The organism is Halorubrum aidingense JCM 13560, assembly GCF_000336995.1.
GTDB classification, from domain to species: Archaea; Halobacteriota; Halobacteria; order Halobacteriales; family Haloferacaceae; genus Halorubrum; species Halorubrum aidingense.
Map to the genome: position 1 here is coordinate 1 of NZ_AOJI01000015.1, position 16138 is coordinate 16138.

General features: G+C 67.7%; 19 protein-coding genes and 2 tRNA genes. 20 read left to right on the forward strand and 1 reads right to left on the reverse strand.

Going from position 1 to position 16138, the window contains the following annotated elements:
* The first annotated feature begins 185 nt into the window (after positions 1-185).
* Positions 186-1412, forward strand: coding sequence for a pyridoxal-phosphate dependent enzyme (locus C461_RS02940; RefSeq protein WP_007998516.1), 1227 nt, complete (start codon positions 186-188; stop codon positions 1410-1412).
* A gap of 28 nt (positions 1413-1440) precedes the next feature.
* Here the strand turns inward: C461_RS02940 and C461_RS02945 are convergent, their stop codons facing one another.
* A complete protein-coding gene (locus tag C461_RS02945) occupies positions 1441-2634 on the reverse strand; it encodes a PGF-CTERM-anchored ABC transporter substrate-binding protein (protein WP_049906251.1) in 1194 nt (397 codons plus the stop codon).
* Between the two features lie 62 nt (positions 2635-2696).
* On the opposite strand from C461_RS02945, the gene btuC reads away from it, so the two are divergent.
* The 19 genes from btuC (at position 2697) to C461_RS03025 (ending at position 16136) form a co-directional block, all read left to right on the forward strand.
* Entirely contained in the window at positions 2697-3839 is a 1143-nt protein-coding gene (gene btuC, locus C461_RS02950; protein WP_007998519.1) for a vitamin B12 ABC transporter permease BtuC, read from the forward strand.
* Complete coding sequence (locus C461_RS02955) at positions 3836-5125, forward strand: ATP-binding cassette domain-containing protein (protein ID WP_007998521.1); 1290 nt, start codon at positions 3836-3838, stop codon at positions 5123-5125. Before btuC ends, C461_RS02955 begins: the two co-directional genes overlap by 4 nt.
* A 139-nt stretch (positions 5126-5264) precedes the next feature.
* Positions 5265-6254 (forward strand): class I SAM-dependent methyltransferase, encoded by a 990-nt coding sequence (locus tag C461_RS02960; RefSeq protein ID WP_007998523.1) that lies wholly within the window; start codon positions 5265-5267, stop codon positions 6252-6254.
* 221 nt (positions 6255-6475) lie between these two features.
* Positions 6476-6697, forward strand: a complete 222-nt coding sequence (locus tag C461_RS02965; protein WP_049906253.1) for a hypothetical protein — start codon at positions 6476-6478, stop codon at positions 6695-6697.
* Entirely contained in the window at positions 6684-7070 is a 387-nt protein-coding gene (locus C461_RS02970) for a hypothetical protein (RefSeq protein ID WP_007998526.1), read from the forward strand. Before C461_RS02965 ends, C461_RS02970 begins: the two co-directional genes overlap by 14 nt.
* 591 nt (positions 7071-7661) lie before the next feature.
* Positions 7662-7734 (forward strand) — tRNA-Thr (locus C461_RS02975).
* Positions 7735-7862: 128 nt separating this feature from the next.
* Positions 7863-8003, forward strand: a complete 141-nt coding sequence (locus C461_RS15760) for a hypothetical protein (protein ID WP_007998528.1) — start codon at positions 7863-7865, stop codon at positions 8001-8003.
* Positions 7996-8193 carry a hypothetical protein gene (locus C461_RS15265; protein WP_152418298.1) on the forward strand — a complete coding sequence of 66 codons (198 nt, stop codon included), beginning with the start codon at positions 7996-7998 and terminating at the stop codon, positions 8191-8193. The genes C461_RS15760 and C461_RS15265 overlap by 8 nt, the downstream gene beginning before the upstream one ends.
* Positions 8186-8698 carry a hypothetical protein gene (locus C461_RS02980; protein ID WP_049906254.1) on the forward strand — a complete coding sequence of 171 codons (513 nt, stop codon included), beginning with the start codon at positions 8186-8188 and terminating at the stop codon, positions 8696-8698. The genes C461_RS15265 and C461_RS02980 overlap by 8 nt, the downstream gene beginning before the upstream one ends.
* 183 nt (positions 8699-8881) lie before the next feature.
* The gene (locus C461_RS02985; protein WP_239639082.1) at positions 8882-11002 is read left to right on the forward strand and encodes a minichromosome maintenance protein MCM; all 2121 of its coding nucleotides are present in this window, start codon (positions 8882-8884) and stop codon (positions 11000-11002) included.
* A 2-nt stretch (positions 11003-11004) separates the two neighbouring features.
* Entirely contained in the window at positions 11005-11457 is a 453-nt protein-coding gene (locus tag C461_RS02990; RefSeq protein WP_007998534.1) for a hypothetical protein, read from the forward strand.
* Between the two features lie 252 nt (positions 11458-11709).
* Positions 11710-12138 carry a hypothetical protein gene (locus C461_RS02995; protein ID WP_007998536.1) on the forward strand — a complete coding sequence of 143 codons (429 nt, stop codon included), beginning with the start codon at positions 11710-11712 and terminating at the stop codon, positions 12136-12138.
* Positions 12135-12395, forward strand: a complete 261-nt coding sequence (locus tag C461_RS03000; protein WP_007998537.1) for a hypothetical protein — start codon at positions 12135-12137, stop codon at positions 12393-12395. Before C461_RS02995 ends, C461_RS03000 begins: the two co-directional genes overlap by 4 nt.
* 279 nt (positions 12396-12674) lie before the next feature.
* Positions 12675-13019 carry a hypothetical protein gene (locus tag C461_RS03005; protein WP_239639083.1) on the forward strand — a complete coding sequence of 115 codons (345 nt, stop codon included), beginning with the start codon at positions 12675-12677 and terminating at the stop codon, positions 13017-13019.
* Positions 13016-13195: a hypothetical protein gene (locus C461_RS14970; RefSeq protein ID WP_007998542.1), complete on the forward strand. Its 180-nt coding sequence runs from the start codon at positions 13016-13018 to the stop codon at positions 13193-13195. Before C461_RS03005 ends, C461_RS14970 begins: the two co-directional genes overlap by 4 nt.
* Positions 13186-13259, forward strand: a tRNA-Phe gene (locus tag C461_RS03010). The genes C461_RS14970 and C461_RS03010 overlap by 10 nt, the downstream gene beginning before the upstream one ends.
* 407 nt (positions 13260-13666) lie before the next feature.
* Positions 13667-13981, forward strand: a complete 315-nt coding sequence (locus C461_RS03015; protein WP_049906244.1) for a hypothetical protein — start codon at positions 13667-13669, stop codon at positions 13979-13981.
* A gap of 120 nt (positions 13982-14101) precedes the next feature.
* Positions 14102-14815, forward strand: coding sequence for a hypothetical protein (locus C461_RS03020; protein ID WP_007998545.1), 714 nt, complete (start codon positions 14102-14104; stop codon positions 14813-14815).
* A complete protein-coding gene (locus C461_RS03025) occupies positions 14799-16136 on the forward strand; it encodes a terminase large subunit domain-containing protein (protein ID WP_007998547.1) in 1338 nt (445 codons plus the stop codon). The genes C461_RS03020 and C461_RS03025 overlap by 17 nt, the downstream gene beginning before the upstream one ends.
* Positions 16137-16138: the final 2 nt, after the last annotated feature.

The following is a 16138-nucleotide window of genomic DNA, read 5'->3' on the forward strand; positions in this document are numbered from 1 at the left end:
TCGCGCCTCCCCAGCCTCGTCGGTCGCCCTCCGCGCCGCTCCGGGCGACCGACTCCCTCGCGGGCCGTTCGCGCCTTTATAAGGCGCGAACGGGCGCGCCGGAACGCGGGCGTCGATCCGTTCCGGGAAGGGAACCGATGTTCCGGAGAGGGAAGCGATTAGTCGCCGCCGCCGCAAGGTCGGCCATGGAGACGACGGAGACGACGACGGCGTTCCGCGGGCTGGAGAGTCGCGCGTCCGGACGGGTACACGAGACGGCCGATCCGACGGCGGTGCCGGCCGACGAGCAGGCGCGCGGGCTCGATCCGGCGTACGACTACGACGCGGTCGACCCGGAGGCGTTGCTGCGGGCGCCGGGGGACGGCCCCGCCGGGGTCGGGTTCGGCCACTGGCGTTTCGACGCGCTGCTCCCGTTCCCGGCGGCGACCGCCGTCTCGGCGGGCGAGGGCGCCACGCCGCTCGTCCCGACCGACCGGCTCGCCGATGAGCTCGACGTCGACGCGGTGTACGTCAAAGACGAGGGTCGGAACCCGACCGGGACCGTCCTCGATCGCGGGCTCTCCGTCGCGCTGACGGCGGTCGCGGCCCGGGCGGCCGACGGACAGGACGTCGAGCCGCTCGCCTGCGCGAGCCCCGGCAACGCCGGGCAGTCGATGGCGGCGTACGCGGGCCGGGCGGACCTCCGCTCGTACGCGTTCGTCCCCTCCCGGTGCGCGTTCTCGAACAAGGCGATGACGAACGTCCACGGCGGGGACATGCGCGTGGTCGGCGGGCGGTTCCCGGACGCCGCGGCGGCGGTCGACGAGCAGTTGGAGACCGACTACACCGACCTCGGCGAGTTCGCGACGCCGTACCGCCACGACGGCGTGAAGACGCTCGCGTTCGAACTGGTCGCCGACCTCGGGGCGGCCCCCGACGCCGTCGTCGTCCCGACCGGGTCCGGCGAGGTCGTCGCCGGCATTTATAAGGGATTCTCCGAGCTGGTGCGCGTCGGTGCGATCGACGCGGTCCCGAAGATCGTCGCGGCGCAGGCCGCGGGGTGCGCGCCGATCGCCGCCGCCGTCGAGCGCGGGCTCGACGAGCCGGAGCCGTGGTCGACGCCCGACACGATCTGCGGCGAACTCGAAATCGCCGACCCGGCGGGCGGCGCGGCCGCGATCGAGGCGGTCACGGAGAGCGGCGGGACCGCGGTGGCCGTCGAGGACGACGACATCCTCGCGAGCGCGGTCGCCGTCGCACAGAACGAGGTCATGGAGATGGGCGTCACCGGCGGCGCCGCGCCCGCCGGCGCGTGGGCGCTCGCTGAGGACGGCTTCTTCGACGGCGACGAGACCGTCGTCTTAGTGAACAGCGACGCCGGGCTCAAGACGCCGGACGTGCTCCGCAGCCACCTGATGGGTCAAGGTATTTAAAAGCGGTCCGCAGCGGCGCGGTTTCGACTCAGTCGCGACGCGCGAGCAGCCCGGTCGCGAGCAGGGCGAGCGCGGCCGCGACGACGCCGAATCCGGGCGCCTCCGCGCCGGTGTCCGCGCCGTCTTCGGTCGTTTCGTCGCCGTCACCGGCATCCTCGCCGTCGGCGGGTTCTTCGTCGTCACCGGTCTCCTCACCGCCGTCGGCGTCCTCGCCGTCGGTCGCTTCGTCGCCGGCGCCCTCCGACGTCTGTAGCTCCTCGACCGCGATCGAGAGCGTCTCGACGGACTCGATCACGCTGCGCGGCGCGGGCTGATTGAGGTAGTTCACGTTCAAGACGACGTAGTTCCCCTCGGTGCCGGCCGTCGTGCTCGCGTACGGCTCCTCGTCGAGGATCGGCGCCTCGGGGTCGGTGACGATGAGCACCTCGGGATCGGCTTCGAGGATGACCTCGTTCGAGAGCTGCGGGTACCCCTCGTGCTCGGCGGCGGCGACGTTGTCGACCCCGCCGACGGTCATGATCTCGTCGATGAACGTGTCGCCGGCGGCGACGAAGCCGTCGCCGAGCGGGTACAGCGCGGCGGGGCGGTCGACGTCGGCCGTGCGCTCCTCGGCGGCCGCGACCGCGTCGGCCATCTCCGCGTTCGTGTCGGCGGCCGCCTCGCACTCGCCGACGATCTGCCCCGTGATCTCCGTCTTCTCCGCGATGTCGTCGACGGAGGTCGCCTCGGAGAAGTGATACACGGTGAGCCCCTGCTCGCGGAGATCCTCGACCTGATCGGCCGAGGCGTTCGGCGCGAGCACGAGGTCGGGGTCGGTGTTCACGACGCGCTCGACGCTGACCCCGAGCCCCTCGGCGGAGACGTCCGTCTTCTCGTCGGCGCCGTCGAGGTACAGCGCGTACTCCGTGAGACCGACCACCCGGTCCTGCGCGCCGAGCTCCCAGAGCGTCTGGGCGGCGGAGGGGTTCGTCGTCGTGATCCGCTCGGGCGGCTCGTCGAGGGTGATCGTCGTGCCTGTCGCGTCGGTCACCTCGATCGGGAACTCGCAGGCCGCCGCGTCGTCGGTCTGGTGGAGCCCCGGCCCGTCGATTTGACCGATACTGGGCTGCTGTGCGGTCGCGTGTTCGATTCCGGGCTGTGTGCCCGCGGCCGCGCCGGCGGCGCCGCCCGCGAGGGCGGTCGCCACGAGCACGGCCATCGCGATGACGAAGTGCTGTCGCATCGGATCGACGACGACGCCCATCCAATAAGTATTTACCTACTACAAGTTTTGTTGGGAAGTGAATGAGTGCGTGGGTTCGATCGGCCGCGTGGTCGGCGGCGTTAGCCGCTGCGCTGGTACTCGTCGTCGTCGTGAGCGCCGCGATCGGTCCCGTCCGCATCCCGCCCGTAGCGGTCGTGAAGGCGGTGTTGAACGCCCTCGTCGTCCCCGTCGGCGTCGAGAGCGTCTCCTCCGGCGGCGTGCCGGTCTCGGCGTCCGGCGTGAGCTTCGCGTACCGGTCGCCGTTCGCGTTCCCCGTCGACGACGTCCACCAGCGGATCGTGGTCGGGGTCCGACTCCCGCGGATCCTGCTGGCCGCGCTCGTCGGCTTCGCGCTCGCGGCCGCCGGCACCGTGATGCAGGGCTTTTTCCGCAACCCGATGGCGGACCCGTCGATCATCGGCGTCTCCTCGGGCGCGGCCGCCGGCGCGGTCGCGTTCATCGTCTTCCCCGCCGCGCTGTCGACGACCGTGGCGCTCCCGCTCGTCGGCGCGGTCGACGTGGGGCTCTCGTACGGGGCGGGGGTCAGCCTGTTCGCGTTCGTCGGCGCGCTCGTCGCCGCCTTCGGCGTGTACGCGATCGCGACGCGGCACGGCCGGACGCCGGTGGCGACCCTGTTGCTCGCCGGCGTCGCCGTGCAGACGTTCCTCGGGGCGGTCATCTCGTACCTCCAGTTGCAGGCCGGCGAGTCGCTCCGCCGGATCGTCGCGTGGCTGATGGGCCACCTCTCGGGCGCCGCGTGGAGCGACGTGGCGGTGACGGCCGCCGTCGTCCCGCCCCTCTTCGTCCTGTTGCTCGCGTACGCCCGCGACCTGAACGTCATGCTGCTCGGCGAGGAGGAGGCGCAGGGGCTCGGCATCGCCGTCGAGCGCACCAAGCGGATCCTGCTCGGGGCGTCCGCGCTGATCACGGCCGCGGGGGTCGCGTTCGCCGGCGTCATCGGCTTCGTCGGGCTCATCGTCCCGCACATGCTCCGGCTCGTGGTCGGTCCCGACCACCGGGTGCTGCTGCCGACGGCCGCGCTCGCCGGCGGCTCGTTCCTCGTCGCGGCCGACACGGTCGCGCGGTCCGGGAGCGCGGAGCTGCCCGTCGGCGTCGTCACCGCCGCCGTCGGCGCGCCCTTCTTCATTTATCTGCTGATGAACCGCGAGGTGCACGAGCTGTGAGCGCGGACCCGCCGGTCGGCCCCGTCGAGTCGAGCGACCGCGCCGAGTCGAGCGACCGCGTACACGCCGAAGACGGCGACGGGTCCGCCGTCGAACCCGCCGGCGATCCCCGAATCGCGGTCCGCGACCTCTCGGTCTCTTTCGGCGACGTACCGGTCGTCTCCGGCGTCGACCTCGACGTCGATCGCGGGTCGCTCGTCGGCCTCGTCGGGCCGAACGGCGCCGGCAAGACGACCGTGCTCCGGGCTATCAAGGGAACGATCGAGCCGGACGCGGGGACGGTCCGGCTGAACGGCGACCCCGCCGACGACCTGTCCGCGCGCGAGGTCGGCCGGCGGGTCGCGAGCGTCCCGCAGGAGACGAGCCTCGCGTTCGACTTCCCGGTCCGGCACGTCGTCGAGATGGGTCGGACGCCGCACCTCGGGCGGTTCGACGGCCACGGTCCGGAGGACGAGCGAGCCGTCCGAGAGGCGATGGACGCCGCGGGTGTCGCGCGGTTCGCCGACCGGCCCATCACCGCGGTGTCGGGCGGCGAGCGCCAGCGCGTCCTGCTCGCGCGGGCGCTGGCACAGGAGACGCCCGCGCTGCTGCTCGACGAGCCGACCGCGAGCCTCGACGTGAATCACGCGGTGCGGACCGTCGAGCTCGTCCGCGAACTGGTCGACGACGGGCGCGCCGCGCTCGCCGCGATCCACGACCTCGACATGGCGGCCCGGTACTGCGACGAGATCGTCGTCCTCGCGAACGGCGGGGTCCACGCCGCCGGCCCGCCCGAGGAGGTGCTGACCGCGGACGCCGTGCGGGCCGCCTTCGACGCCGAGGCGTTCGTGGGGCGAAATCCGGCCACCGGATCGTCGTCGGTCACCGCGTTTCGCCGTTCCGACACCGACCCTCAACGGCTTCACGTCGTCGGCTCCGGGCGGGACGCCGCGCGCGTCGCCGCTCGACTCGCCGCCGCCGGCCACGCGGTCTCGGCCGGCGTCGTCCCCGCGGGCGACGCGCTCGCCGGCGTCGTGAGCGACGCGGGCGGAACCGTCGTCACCGCGCCGCCGTTCGAGCCCGTCGACGCGTCGGTTCAGGCGGCCGCCGTCGACCTCGCGCGAGCGGCGGACGCGGCGGTCGTCGTCGGTGAGGATATCCGACACGGTGGGGCCGGCGAGAGCGACGCCACCGACGCCATCGTGCGGGCCGCAGACCGCGTCGTCGAAATCGGTTCGGACGCGGGCGGGGCCGCCTCGCTCGAAGCGGTTCGCACCGCTCTCACAGCGGCGTCGACCGGCGAGTAGCGGCCGGGCGGGTTCCCGGGACCCGCGCTCGTGGAGTCGCGCTCGTGGAGTGGGGACTGGGCCTCGGGATCTCGCGATCGCGGCCAGACGTCCGCGTCGAAACGTCAGCGTTTATGACTCGCCTCTCGTCCGGTCGGTCATGAGCGTCCCCTGTGTCGCCGTCCAGCGCGAGCGCGGCGAGGCCGTCCGCGAGCGACTCGCCGACGCGGACCTCCTCGACGGCGACCACCAGATCGCCGTCGAGGGCGACACGATCTACATCCCCGTGACCGATCCGACGGCGGTTCCGGCCGAACTCGCGGAGGCGATCGTCGAGCGCGAGGCTGCCGAGCGCGACCGCCCGAAGACCCCCGCGGCGATCCTCGGCTACGAGCCCTCGTTAGAGCGGCTCGGCGACATCGTGATCGTCGACGAGGACGACGACGAGCGCGCCCGCGAGATCGCCGACGCCGTCATGGCCTCTGACGTCCCCTGTGCCACCGTGCTCAACCGCGCCTCGCCGATCGAGGGCGAACTGCGCGTCCGCCGGTGGGACGTGCTGGCGGGCGACGGCACCGAGACGGTCCACCGCGAGTACGGCCACGAGTTCGCCCTCGACGTGGCGGAGGTGTACTTCTCGCCGCGGCTCGCCACCGAGCGGCACCGCGTGATCGAGCAGGTCGCCCCCGGGGAGGCCGTTATCGACATGTTCGCCGGCGTCGGCCCCTACGCGATCCCGATGGCGGCGCGCGGCGCCGAGGTCGTCGCCTGCGACCTGAACGAGACGGCCATCGAGTACCTGCGTGCGAACGCCGAGCGCAACGGGGTCGCCGACCGCGTGACCGCGATCGCCGGCGACGTCCGAGAGACGGCCGAGGCGTACGCCGACATCGCCGACCGACTCGTGATGAACCTCCCGCACTCGGCCGACGAGTTCCTCGACACCGCGGTGGCGCTCGCGGGCGACGACTGCGTCGTCCACTTTTACGACATCCAGCACGAGGACGACCCGTTCGGCCCCGGACGGCGCGCCATCGAGGCCGCCGCCGGCACCGAGTACGACGTCGCCGTCGAGACCGAACGCGTCGTCAAATCCTACGCCCCCCACGAGTACAACGTCTGTCTCGACGTGCGACTAACCCGACGGTGACCGAGGGATACGCTCTCGACTCGTTCTCTGTGCCCGGCGCCAGCGGTCCGTAGCGGGAGGTGCGGAGAGAGCGGGAGGTGCGGAGAGAGCGAGAGGAGCCGCGAGAGCGGGCGGAGCAACGCGCTCGCGTCCGAACCGGTGGCGTCGAGTCGGACCACCTCGTCGTCGAATCATTTCTGTCAGGTAACACTTTTATGATGTTCCGGACCGTCATCTCTGTCATGAGTGACGCAGAAAGCGCCGACGAGCGCATCGACGAGACGACGACGTGGCCAGACCTCGCTATCGGTCTGTACGACCGACTGACCGGGCGGAACGCGGAGATCATCTACGAGTTCGAGGACATGTCCGTCGACGTTCCGAGCGGGACCGGTGACGACGTCGAACACGCCAGTTGGCGGCTCGACGGGACCGTGCGGGTCACTACCCGTGAACAGGACTGAGGGGAAACCACCACTCTCGGTCGAGACCGACGATCTGACGCTGGCGGTCGACGGCGTCAGTCTCGACGTTCACTCGACGGGAGAGCGACTGTTCGTCGAGGCCGACAGCGTCCGCGACGCGATTCGCACCCTCCGGCGGGTGCCCGTCGACGACGTGCGAGGTCCGGCCGCCTTCCTGACCGCGACCGACCTCACGACGGAGTTCCGGGTACGCGGGCGAACCGTCGCCGTGATCGGTGCCGGCGCACGCCCCGGCGTCCTATCCCGCCGACTCGGCGTCGCGCCCGCCGAGATCCGGATCATCGGCGTAGTCGACGCCGCCGCAAGCGGGCTCGCGAGCATGAGAGGCGCCGGCAGACGGCTATTTCAGTGATCGGCGACGCCGTGGTTCGCTGGCGGCGTCACCGCTCACAGTCGCGGTAGCCGAACAGCGTGACTGCCGCCCGACCCGAGACGGTTCGGGTCTGACGGCTACGGCCCGTCACATGACAAGAGTCCACGGCCGCAGGTGCGTCGAGACCAGAGGCGACTTCGCGCTTGGCACGCCGAAGACGTGGATCAGACGTCGGCCGTGGGCGATCGCTGAGGGGGGTGACCGTCGCGCCGGACCGCAGTGGGAGACGGAACCGACGAGACCGCTGACGCCCGGCACGGGCTCCGACCGGGCACACACCGTCGGGGGAGTCGATCCCCGCCATCGCGGCACACGACAGGTGTTGTCACACACTACTTGAGTGCCGAACACGTATTTATACTTTTTCCTTATATACCTGTGAGCATTCGGTATATTCTTCTTTAATCGTCTGATTATGGGGTAATCTCTGAAACGAATCGATGTTTTCGAACCGGGGTTCTGTCGATCGGGTAGAGCGGCGGTCCGTTTACGCTGGGTCTTGCCGAGAGATGCCTCCGCCGTCGGCGTTTCGGAACCCTTATTTTTCTCTTCGGGAATGGTATGATGAGCGCCGGAGTAGCTCAGCTGGCAGAGCGATTCCTTCGTAAGGAATAGGTCGAGGGTTCAAATCCCTCCTCCGGCTTCAACCAATTCGTTTACAATCCCACTGGTAAACCGGGATTGTGATACTTCTCGCGGTTACGATCTGAGTTCTACCAACCGACATACGGTTTATCAGCCGTCGGCCTCTCGAACGGGGGTGACGGCCTGATGGCGGTCTCTTCAGGGCCGTACTGTAGCGCTCTCGGCTGTGGTGACGACGCCGAAGTTGTCGTCCGCCTCGATGACGCTCGCGAGCGTGTCGTCTGCGACGATCACGCCGACGACGGCGAGGTGATCGGCGATGTCTGAGGACGAGGTTACTGCAGGCGAGGCGCTTGCCGTTGCCCAGCGCGCTCTCGCGAAAGTGGTTGCCGTAGAGAGAGATCTCGCTGAGCTTGAGGACGAGACAGCTGCGTTACGATCCGAACTCAACGAAGTCGACCGACGGCTTTCAGAGCAAGAGGCTGCTGCGGAAGACGGAGGTGGAGACGATGTCTGAGGACGACGTCTCCGCCCGTGACGCCCTCGCGATCGCACAGCGGTCGCTCGCACGCCTCCAAGAGGTTGAAGACGAACTGCGGGACGAACTCGACGAGACGAACACTACCGTCGAGCAGCTCCAAGACGACGTAACCGCGCTCGAGCTCCGCGTCTCCGAGTTCGACGAGGATCGGGACGCAAGTGAACTCTCTGCCGATGAGAAGGTCGGGATGGTCCGTGAGCATGGCTTCCGGAAGGCCAGCGAGGGCCACGGTCGTGCGAAGCTCGACTACGACGACATCAAGTGGGAGATCTTCAACGGCGACATCGGTGACTCGACGTGCTACCGTCTCATCCGGAAGGCGGCCGGGCTCTCGGACGAGAAGACCGGGAGCGCCATCGACGGCTTCGTCGCCCGTAACCCGGCGGGAGACAACTACCACCTCGCGATCGACGCACAGGAGGCAAAACGAAGCCGCGTGTTTTCCGCCGGAAAAATCGATGTGACCGAGGAGGTGCGCTGAACATGGCGCAGTTCGATCGCGGAATCCCACCTCCGTTGTACTCCCCGTAGATCACAGCAACAGCAGTAGTGTACGCAAACCTCCGTTAGCCGGAAGGCCGTCGTTTTGGCCGACGTTTGGCCGACGTCGGCGGTCTCGGAGAACGCCTCGGTGGCGTTTTTTCCGGCGGAAAACACGACTTCGATGTCAACCACCCACGACCGACGAAAGGAGAACGAGACGCTAACCGAGACGCTGGTCCGCTTCATGCGGGAGCGGTACCGCGACGCGATCGGCACGCTCGCACAGCACTACCCGAACGAACAGCGGTCACTCGTCATCGACTACGACGAGCTGTACGAGTTCGACCGCGACCTCGCCGAGGATGTCCTCGCGAAACCGGACGAGATGCGTGAGTACCTGGAGGAGGCGCTGCGGAACTTCGACCTCCCGGCGGACGTGTCTCTCGATCGGGCTCACGTGCGCGTGGCGAACCTACCCGACGAGTACACACACTACCCCGGTCACTTCAGCCCCACCAAGGTCCACAACGACCAGCCGTACATCGGCGTCGAGGGCGAGATCGTCGCGGGGAGCGACGTCTACCCGAAGATCACTGACGCTGCCTTCGAGTGCCAGCGCTGCGGGACGATGACGTACATCCCTGAGACAGACCGTGGCTTCCAAGAGCCGCACGAGTGCCAGGGCTGTGAGCGACAGGGACCGTTCCGCATCAACTTCGGAGACTCAGAGTTCATCGATGCCCAGAAGATCCGGCTCTCAGAGCCGCCGGAGGTCGCTGGTGGCGAGGGGCAGTCGATCGATATCTACGTCGAGGACGACCTCGCCGGCGAGGTGACGACAGGCGACCGCGTCACGATCACTGGCCGCCTCTTCCTCGAACAGCGCACCAAGGGCAACGAGAAGAAGTCGACGTTCGAGCCGTACCTGGACGGCCACGCCATCGAGGTCCAGGAGTCGGACCAGACGTCGGTCGAGGTCTCCCCGGGCGAACGCGAGGAGATCAACGGGATCGTCGACGGTGAGCTCGGAGATCCCCTCGACGTCGCCGCCGAGTCGATCGCGCCGGGCGTGTTCGGAGATCAGTACGACCACATGAAGCGGGCGATCGTCTTGTCCGTGGTCGGCGGCGACTGGGTCGAAGGGGAGGATGGCAGCGTCGAGCGCGGCTCCATCAGCATGCTCCTCGTGGGCGACCCGTCGACGGGGAAGTCTGCGCTGATCAACCAGGCCGAGTCGAACGCCCCGCGGTCCGTCGGCGTCTCCGGGAAGGGTGCTCGCGAGGCCGGCATCACTGCCTCGGCTGTTCGCGATGACTTCTCCGACGGCGAGTGGACGCTCAAAGCGGGCGCGTTCGTGAAGGCGAACGGCGGGATCGTCCGGATCGACGAGCTCGACGACATGCCGCCGGACGTCCGGTCGGCGATGCTGGAGCCGATGGCCAACGGGAAGATCAACGTCTCAAAGGCCGGGATCAACGCGACGCTCCAGACGCGCGTCGGCGTCATCGCCGCGGCGAACCCGAAGTACGGCCGGTTCGATCCGTACGAGCCGGTCTACGAGCAGGTCGAACTCGGCTCCACGCTCATCTCACGGTTCGACCTCGGGTTCACTGTCACCGAGACGGACGACGTCGACACCGTCAAACAGGTCGCTCGAGACATCGTCGGTCGCCGGGAGCACAAGAAGCGGCTCGACGTCGCCCCCGAGACGATCGACGCCGGCGAGACCGACAAGTACGATCCGCCGGTTCGGAGCGAGATCCTCCGGAAGTGGTTGGCACTCGCCGGTGACCAGCCGTCACCCGTCATCGCGAGCGAAGAGCTCGAACAGCGGATCGCCGACGAGTTCTCCGACTTCAAGACGAAGCACATGGATGAGGATGCGCCGGTGCCGGCGACGTGGCGCGACCTGGAGGCGCAACTCCGTCTCGCAGAAGCGGCTGCGAAGTTGGAGTTCTCCGAGACGATCGAGGAGCGGCACTTCAAGACGGCGCTCTCGCTGACGATGCGGTCGATGCGGGACTTCGGGATGAACGAGGACGGCGAGTTCGACGCCGACGTTCGCGAGTCAGGTACGTCGAAGACGCAGCGTGACCGCATCACCCTGATTGAGGACATCGTCGAAGAGCAGTGTGCCGCCGGGGAGTCCAACGGCGCCGCTGTCGAAGACGTCCTCGACGAGGCAGAAGCCGAAGGTGTCGACCGGAAGCGCGCGGAGAAGACGCTCCTGAAGATCAAAGAGGAGATCGGGTCGATGTACGAGCCGATGGATGGCACGCTCAAGTGGCTCGGGAGGGCGTAACCATGCCTGCCACGAGCCAACACAACGAGCAGGCGATCGCGACGCCGAACCCGTCGCCAGAGAACACCGCCGACCACGGAGAGAATCCGGCGCGATTCCTCGTCGAGGAACTCACCGTCGACGATGGCGACGGGACCACGGGCGAGTTGATGCTCGCACGCATCCGCGGGTTGGAGACGGTCGCGCTGTGTCGGTTCTGGCTCGGCGTCGAGCGCTACCTCGCTGCGCAAGCGGATCGCGAGCCACGCGATCGCGTCGTCGACGCCCTCGAAGCGCGCGAGGAAACCCTCCGGAAGCGAGGTGAGGGGTTGGCCCAGGCCGGGCTCTCTGCAGAGGAGCGTCGCGAGCGTGCCACTGAGCTGCAGACCGAGTCGGTCGCGACGCTCGTCGACGAGGATGGCGAGGAGATCTCGTGGAGTCGACAGCGCGGCGCCGTCCTGGAGGCAAGCCGATGAGTAGCGACGGAGCGGCGAGGTGCCACAGCTGCGGCGAGAAACACACTGACTGGGAGAAAGACGGTCAGCACGCTGTGGACAGCGGTTCCCACCAAGGCATCATTACGCGCTGGGAATGTGGGCGCTGCGGAGCGATCACGGAGGCCGGTCGACGATGATCGACGACGAGTACGCCGTCCGCCGACTCCGCTGCTACGAATTCGCGTACGTCGTCCCGTGGGCTGAGCTCGTCGAAGACATGGAGGAACTGCGATGAGCATCTTCGAAGACCTCTACGAGGTCTACTATCAGGCGGGAACTCACCGCGACCACGTCACTGGCTCGTGCGAGGCCGACACGCTCCTGGAGGCGCTTCGCGCCGTCGACGCAACGACCGGCGCCGACGTGGACATCACCCGGGGCGACGTCGTCGTCATCCTCGACCGGCAGTCAGCCGAGACGATCTCTGAGCGGCTCGGAGACGACGTCCACGTCGCATTCGAGGATCCACTTGTCCCTCGCGAGCACCTGTATCTCGCCCCGAGTCGGATCGAGCAAGTGCTCCCCGGGAAGACGCAGGTCCACACCGTCGGGAATCCGTCACGCTGGGGGCTCGTGATGGATCCGAACTGCGTCAGCTACGACAACGAGGTCATCGACCCTGCAGGCGTCGTCGGGATCTCGTGGGTGATCGAGTCGTGACCCAGACCGTCGACGTCGCCGACCTGCCGCGCTCGACGAGAGAACACCTCGCCGAGCTCCCACCGACGGCCACAGTCGTGTACCTCCACCTCCGCAACGAGGGGAACCCCAGGACGCTGCGACAGATCGCCTACGAGACGGTCCGTCCACAGCGGTCGATACGCCGCGCACTCCGCCAGCTGCACGAGGAGGGAATGGTCTCGTGCTCGCCGCGGCACACGGATCCGCCACAGTCGGAATGGCAGGTCAACGAGTGAGCGACAAAATGGCGCTCGGGGGTCGACTTAAGCCTACGGCCAAGCAACAGATGGTCGACGACGGCACCGCCACATGGTCCCGAGCCTGAGAAGGTGATGACAGGGTCAGTCCGACAGCACCGCGCTTCTCCTCTTGCCCGCATGTCTACTACGCAACAGTCACTCGATGAGTTCACGACTCGTCGCGATGTCGTGCCCGCCCGCGTGTTCGAGCGCTACCTCTGGACGAATCCCGAGGTGTGCAGCGAGTGTTTCGCCCGGATACGCACCGAACACACGATGACACGCGACCAGTGGGGAAACACCGTCACCGAGCTCGACCGAGCAGACGCAGGCATCCAGGGGTACGACAACGTCAACGGCGGCGGCGTGTACCTCCCGCGAACGTTTTGCGAAGACTGCGGGGGGCGCGGTCACGCCGACCCCGAGACGGACTCGAAGATTCAAGCGACGCGCCGTGCCACACAGATCGTCGCCCGCCTCGACGAGCGCAACATCCCGGTCGATGCCCGAGCGCTCCGCCGAGCCACCCGCGTGCTCAAGTCGAAGCCCGAACTGGAGGCGCTGGACCGCGAGATCTACGAGCGCGCCACGAAGATCGCCGTCCGGAGGGCGCAGTCGTGAGCCTCTCACAGTACGACCGGGTCGCGTTCGACTTCGCCGGTCGCGAGCTCGTCGGCGACGCTGTGAACTACCACCCTGCCGCCGACGTCAACGGCCCGGACGGGCTCCTGGTCGTCGACGTCGACGGCGAGCGCTACCGGGTTGCAGAGTCGCAAGCCGAGCAGTTGGATCGATAGCGCAGTCTGGGAGCGCACGGCACTGAAGACGCCGCCTGCCCCGGTTCGAATCCGGGTCGATCCGTGTCCCGTGGGGCGCGCCTTCTGATGAAGGCCAGGTCAACCCCACGGGGATGTTGAAACTCATGAGCGACCGGCAGCCGGGAGATAGTGACTCTCTGTGTACCTTCTCGACGACGACATCGTCGCGTGAGTGGTTGCAAACCCTCAAGTCCGGTCGCCTTGCTGCGCCTGTGGACAGGTGACGGAGGCCGCTATGGGGCGGGCGAAACCAAAGCCCGTCACGCGGCTCCCCCGTCCCGGGTTCGATCCCCGGCGTAGCGTTTTCGAGTCGTATCGCACGCTAACCCCACCGTTTCCACTCCAAATGCCCATCCCGTCTTATCGTTCGACGACCGACCAGTGCCCGGAGTGTGGCGCCAGCTACACCTCGGCGAGACCCTGCGACTGCCAGCCCCTCGCTGATGTCTCATGAGCGCTGTGCAACCCGCTCGGGCATGGTACTGCCGGGACGACGTCGTCGACGAGTACAAGAGCACCCTCAAAGAGGACGATGAGAAGCTACCGATGCTGAAGACGCTGAAGATCATCCGGGCGATCGTCGTCAACGTCGGGCTGTTCGCCGGGTGGATCTACGCGCTCTACCTCGGCGGTGACCCGACGATCATCACGGTCTTCGCGCTCGGTGTGGTCGGCGCGTACAACGGCCTCGAACTCGGTGACTACCTCGCACTCGTTCAGGCGTACTCCGAGATCCAAGCCGAGGCCAACGACGGCGACGACTGACTGCGACCTGTTCGACACCGTGACACTCGATCGACGCCGCTCTCGCCGTCGACGTCGTCTCCGCCCGTCCCTACTTAAAATATAAGACCGCCCCGAACGCTGCAGAACGCTTCCTCACTCATGTCCACTCGCGACCGACGTGTCACACTCGCCCTGAAGTGGCACTATCTCGACAACCTCGACGTCGACCAGATACGGGACCGCTTCGAGGAAGAAGGGATCGGGTCGTACGCACGGTCGACGATCCGGGGCTACCTCAACGAGGAGCCGAAGGACGCGGTCATCGAGCAGATCGAGGCGGAACACGCCGACGTCCGCCTGCAGATCGCCGAGCGAGAAGAGCGGATGTACCGCCGAGCTCGCAGCGCCGAGAACGCAGCGACCGAAGACGAGCCCATCCGGCGTACCGTGCCGAAAACAGACACCGTCCCCGCGGATCGGGAGAGCCCGATGTCGTGGCCGGCGTGGGAGATCGTCGAGCCCGGCGATCCCGACCGTCCCGAGTGGGCCGAGGAGCGCGACATCGTGATTCGGTTCGACGACAACCAGCAGACACAGCTACGCCCCGGAGAGCGCTACCCGGTCCGGTCGATCGACGGCTCACCGACGTACACGACCGAGATGGTCGGCCTCGATCGCGACGTCGACGACCTACCGGGACAGGCGAGAGCCCGCCAGGAACAGTCCCAACACCTCCAGGCGAAAGGCGACGCCCTGGGCGTGTTCTCCGAGAAAATCGAACTAGAGGGCGACCTCGAACACAGCGGTGGGTTCGACGTCTCGATCACTCACCACCGCGTCACTGAGGAGGACACCGATGTCGATAACGACTGAGGGCGTCGCGGTCGACACCACGGGCGGCACTCTCGATCTCGACTGGGGGTTCTGGGACGCCCAACTCGACGCGATCACGGCGCTGGAGTCGGGTGCGTACGACGTCGTCAACTTCCGGGGTGGCTACGGCTCGGGAAAGACGATCCTCGGCTCGCGGTGGATCATGGAGAAGGCGACGGAGGTCGCCGGCTCAGACAACCTGATCATCGCACCCGACTCCAAGAAGGGCGGCCCGACGACGTACAAGGTCTTCTTCGAAGAGCTTCCGGGCGAGGACACCGTCCCCGACGAGGGTGGCGATCCCGAGAACTCGCCGTTCGTCGACGAGTACAATCGGAACGAGCGCCGAATCACATGGTTCAACGGCTCCGTGGTCCGCCTCGGGAGCGCCGACGTCTGGAACCGGTACGCCGGCGGGGAGTTCAACGCCATCTGGTGCGACGAGGTCGCTCACTACGAGCACACCGACATCTTCGACCTCAACCGGATGCTGCTCTCCCGGCAGCGCACCCGTGACGGACCGAACGTCACGCTCTGGACGTCGACGGGGAACGGGTACAACCAGTACTACGACTTCGTCGAGCGCCAGGTGACGCCAGACGATGACGACCTCCCGACGCGCCTCATAAACGTCGTCGCCGACTCGCGGAACAACCCGTTCCTCCCCGAGAAAGAGAAGCTGGTCCGGCAGTTCGAGGGAACGGAGAAGGAGGATCAGGGCCTCGCCGGCGGCTTCGCGGCCGCCGAGGGGCTCGTCTACTCGGCGTTCTCTCGGCCGACGCACGTCCGAAAGCGCGACGATGTCGAGATCCGGAGCAACTGGCGACTCTACGGGTACGACTACGGGTTCAAAGACCCGCGCGTCCTCCTCGAGATCGGCAAGACGCCGGCGGACCAGTACGTCGTTCTCGATCTGTACTACGAGAGCCAGCAGCCCGTCGAACACCTTATCGATCCGAGTGACGGCTCGGGCTGGATGCTCCGCGAGGAGAAGCCCGCGGGTGAACTCTACTCCGACCACGAGCCCGAGCACATCCAGAAGTTCCGGAACGCCGGGTACGAGGCCTACGCCGCGACGAAGGACCTCGACGAGGGCATCGACGAGATGCGGAGCGTCCTCGACACCGACGTCGACGGTCGCCCCGGGCTCATCGTCCTCGAGGACTGCACGGAACTGATCAAGGAGTTCCAGAGCTACAAGGAGGACGATGTCGGGACGAGCCGGGCGACAGACCACGCCCTCGACGCACTCCGGTACGCCATCATGGGCGATCGGTACGTCGAGGAGGATGACGGCGCCGGCGGTTCGGGGACCTGGTGATC

Coding starts and splice junctions, on each gene's coding strand:
- C461_RS02995 (WP_007998536.1), top strand. CDS start 11,710: ATGAGCATCTTCGAAGACCTCTACGAGGTCTACTATCAGGCGGGAACT.
- C461_RS02990 (WP_007998534.1), top strand. CDS start 11,005: ATGCCTGCCACGAGCCAACACAACGAGCAGGCGATCGCGACGCCGAAC.
- btuC (WP_007998519.1), top strand. CDS start 2,697: ATGAGTGCGTGGGTTCGATCGGCCGCGTGGTCGGCGGCGTTAGCCGCT.
- C461_RS02940 (WP_007998516.1), top strand. CDS start 186: ATGGAGACGACGGAGACGACGACGGCGTTCCGCGGGCTGGAGAGTCGC.
- C461_RS02985 (WP_239639082.1), top strand. CDS start 8,882: ATGTCAACCACCCACGACCGACGAAAGGAGAACGAGACGCTAACCGAG.
- C461_RS02980 (WP_049906254.1), top strand. CDS start 8,186: ATGTCTGAGGACGACGTCTCCGCCCGTGACGCCCTCGCGATCGCACAG.
- C461_RS03015 (WP_049906244.1), top strand. CDS start 13,667: ATGAGCGCTGTGCAACCCGCTCGGGCATGGTACTGCCGGGACGACGTC.
- C461_RS02960 (WP_007998523.1), top strand. CDS start 5,265: ATGAGCGTCCCCTGTGTCGCCGTCCAGCGCGAGCGCGGCGAGGCCGTC.
- C461_RS02945 (WP_049906251.1), bottom strand. CDS start 2,634: ATGCGACAGCACTTCGTCATCGCGATGGCCGTGCTCGTGGCGACCGCC.
- C461_RS03005 (WP_239639083.1), top strand. CDS start 12,675: ATGACACGCGACCAGTGGGGAAACACCGTCACCGAGCTCGACCGAGCA.
- C461_RS02965 (WP_049906253.1), top strand. CDS start 6,476: ATGAGTGACGCAGAAAGCGCCGACGAGCGCATCGACGAGACGACGACG.
- C461_RS15265 (WP_152418298.1), top strand. CDS start 7,996: ATGTCTGAGGACGAGGTTACTGCAGGCGAGGCGCTTGCCGTTGCCCAG.
- C461_RS15760 (WP_007998528.1), top strand. CDS start 7,863: ATGGCGGTCTCTTCAGGGCCGTACTGTAGCGCTCTCGGCTGTGGTGAC.
- C461_RS03025 (WP_007998547.1), top strand. CDS start 14,799: ATGTCGATAACGACTGAGGGCGTCGCGGTCGACACCACGGGCGGCACT.
- C461_RS03020 (WP_007998545.1), top strand. CDS start 14,102: ATGTCCACTCGCGACCGACGTGTCACACTCGCCCTGAAGTGGCACTAT.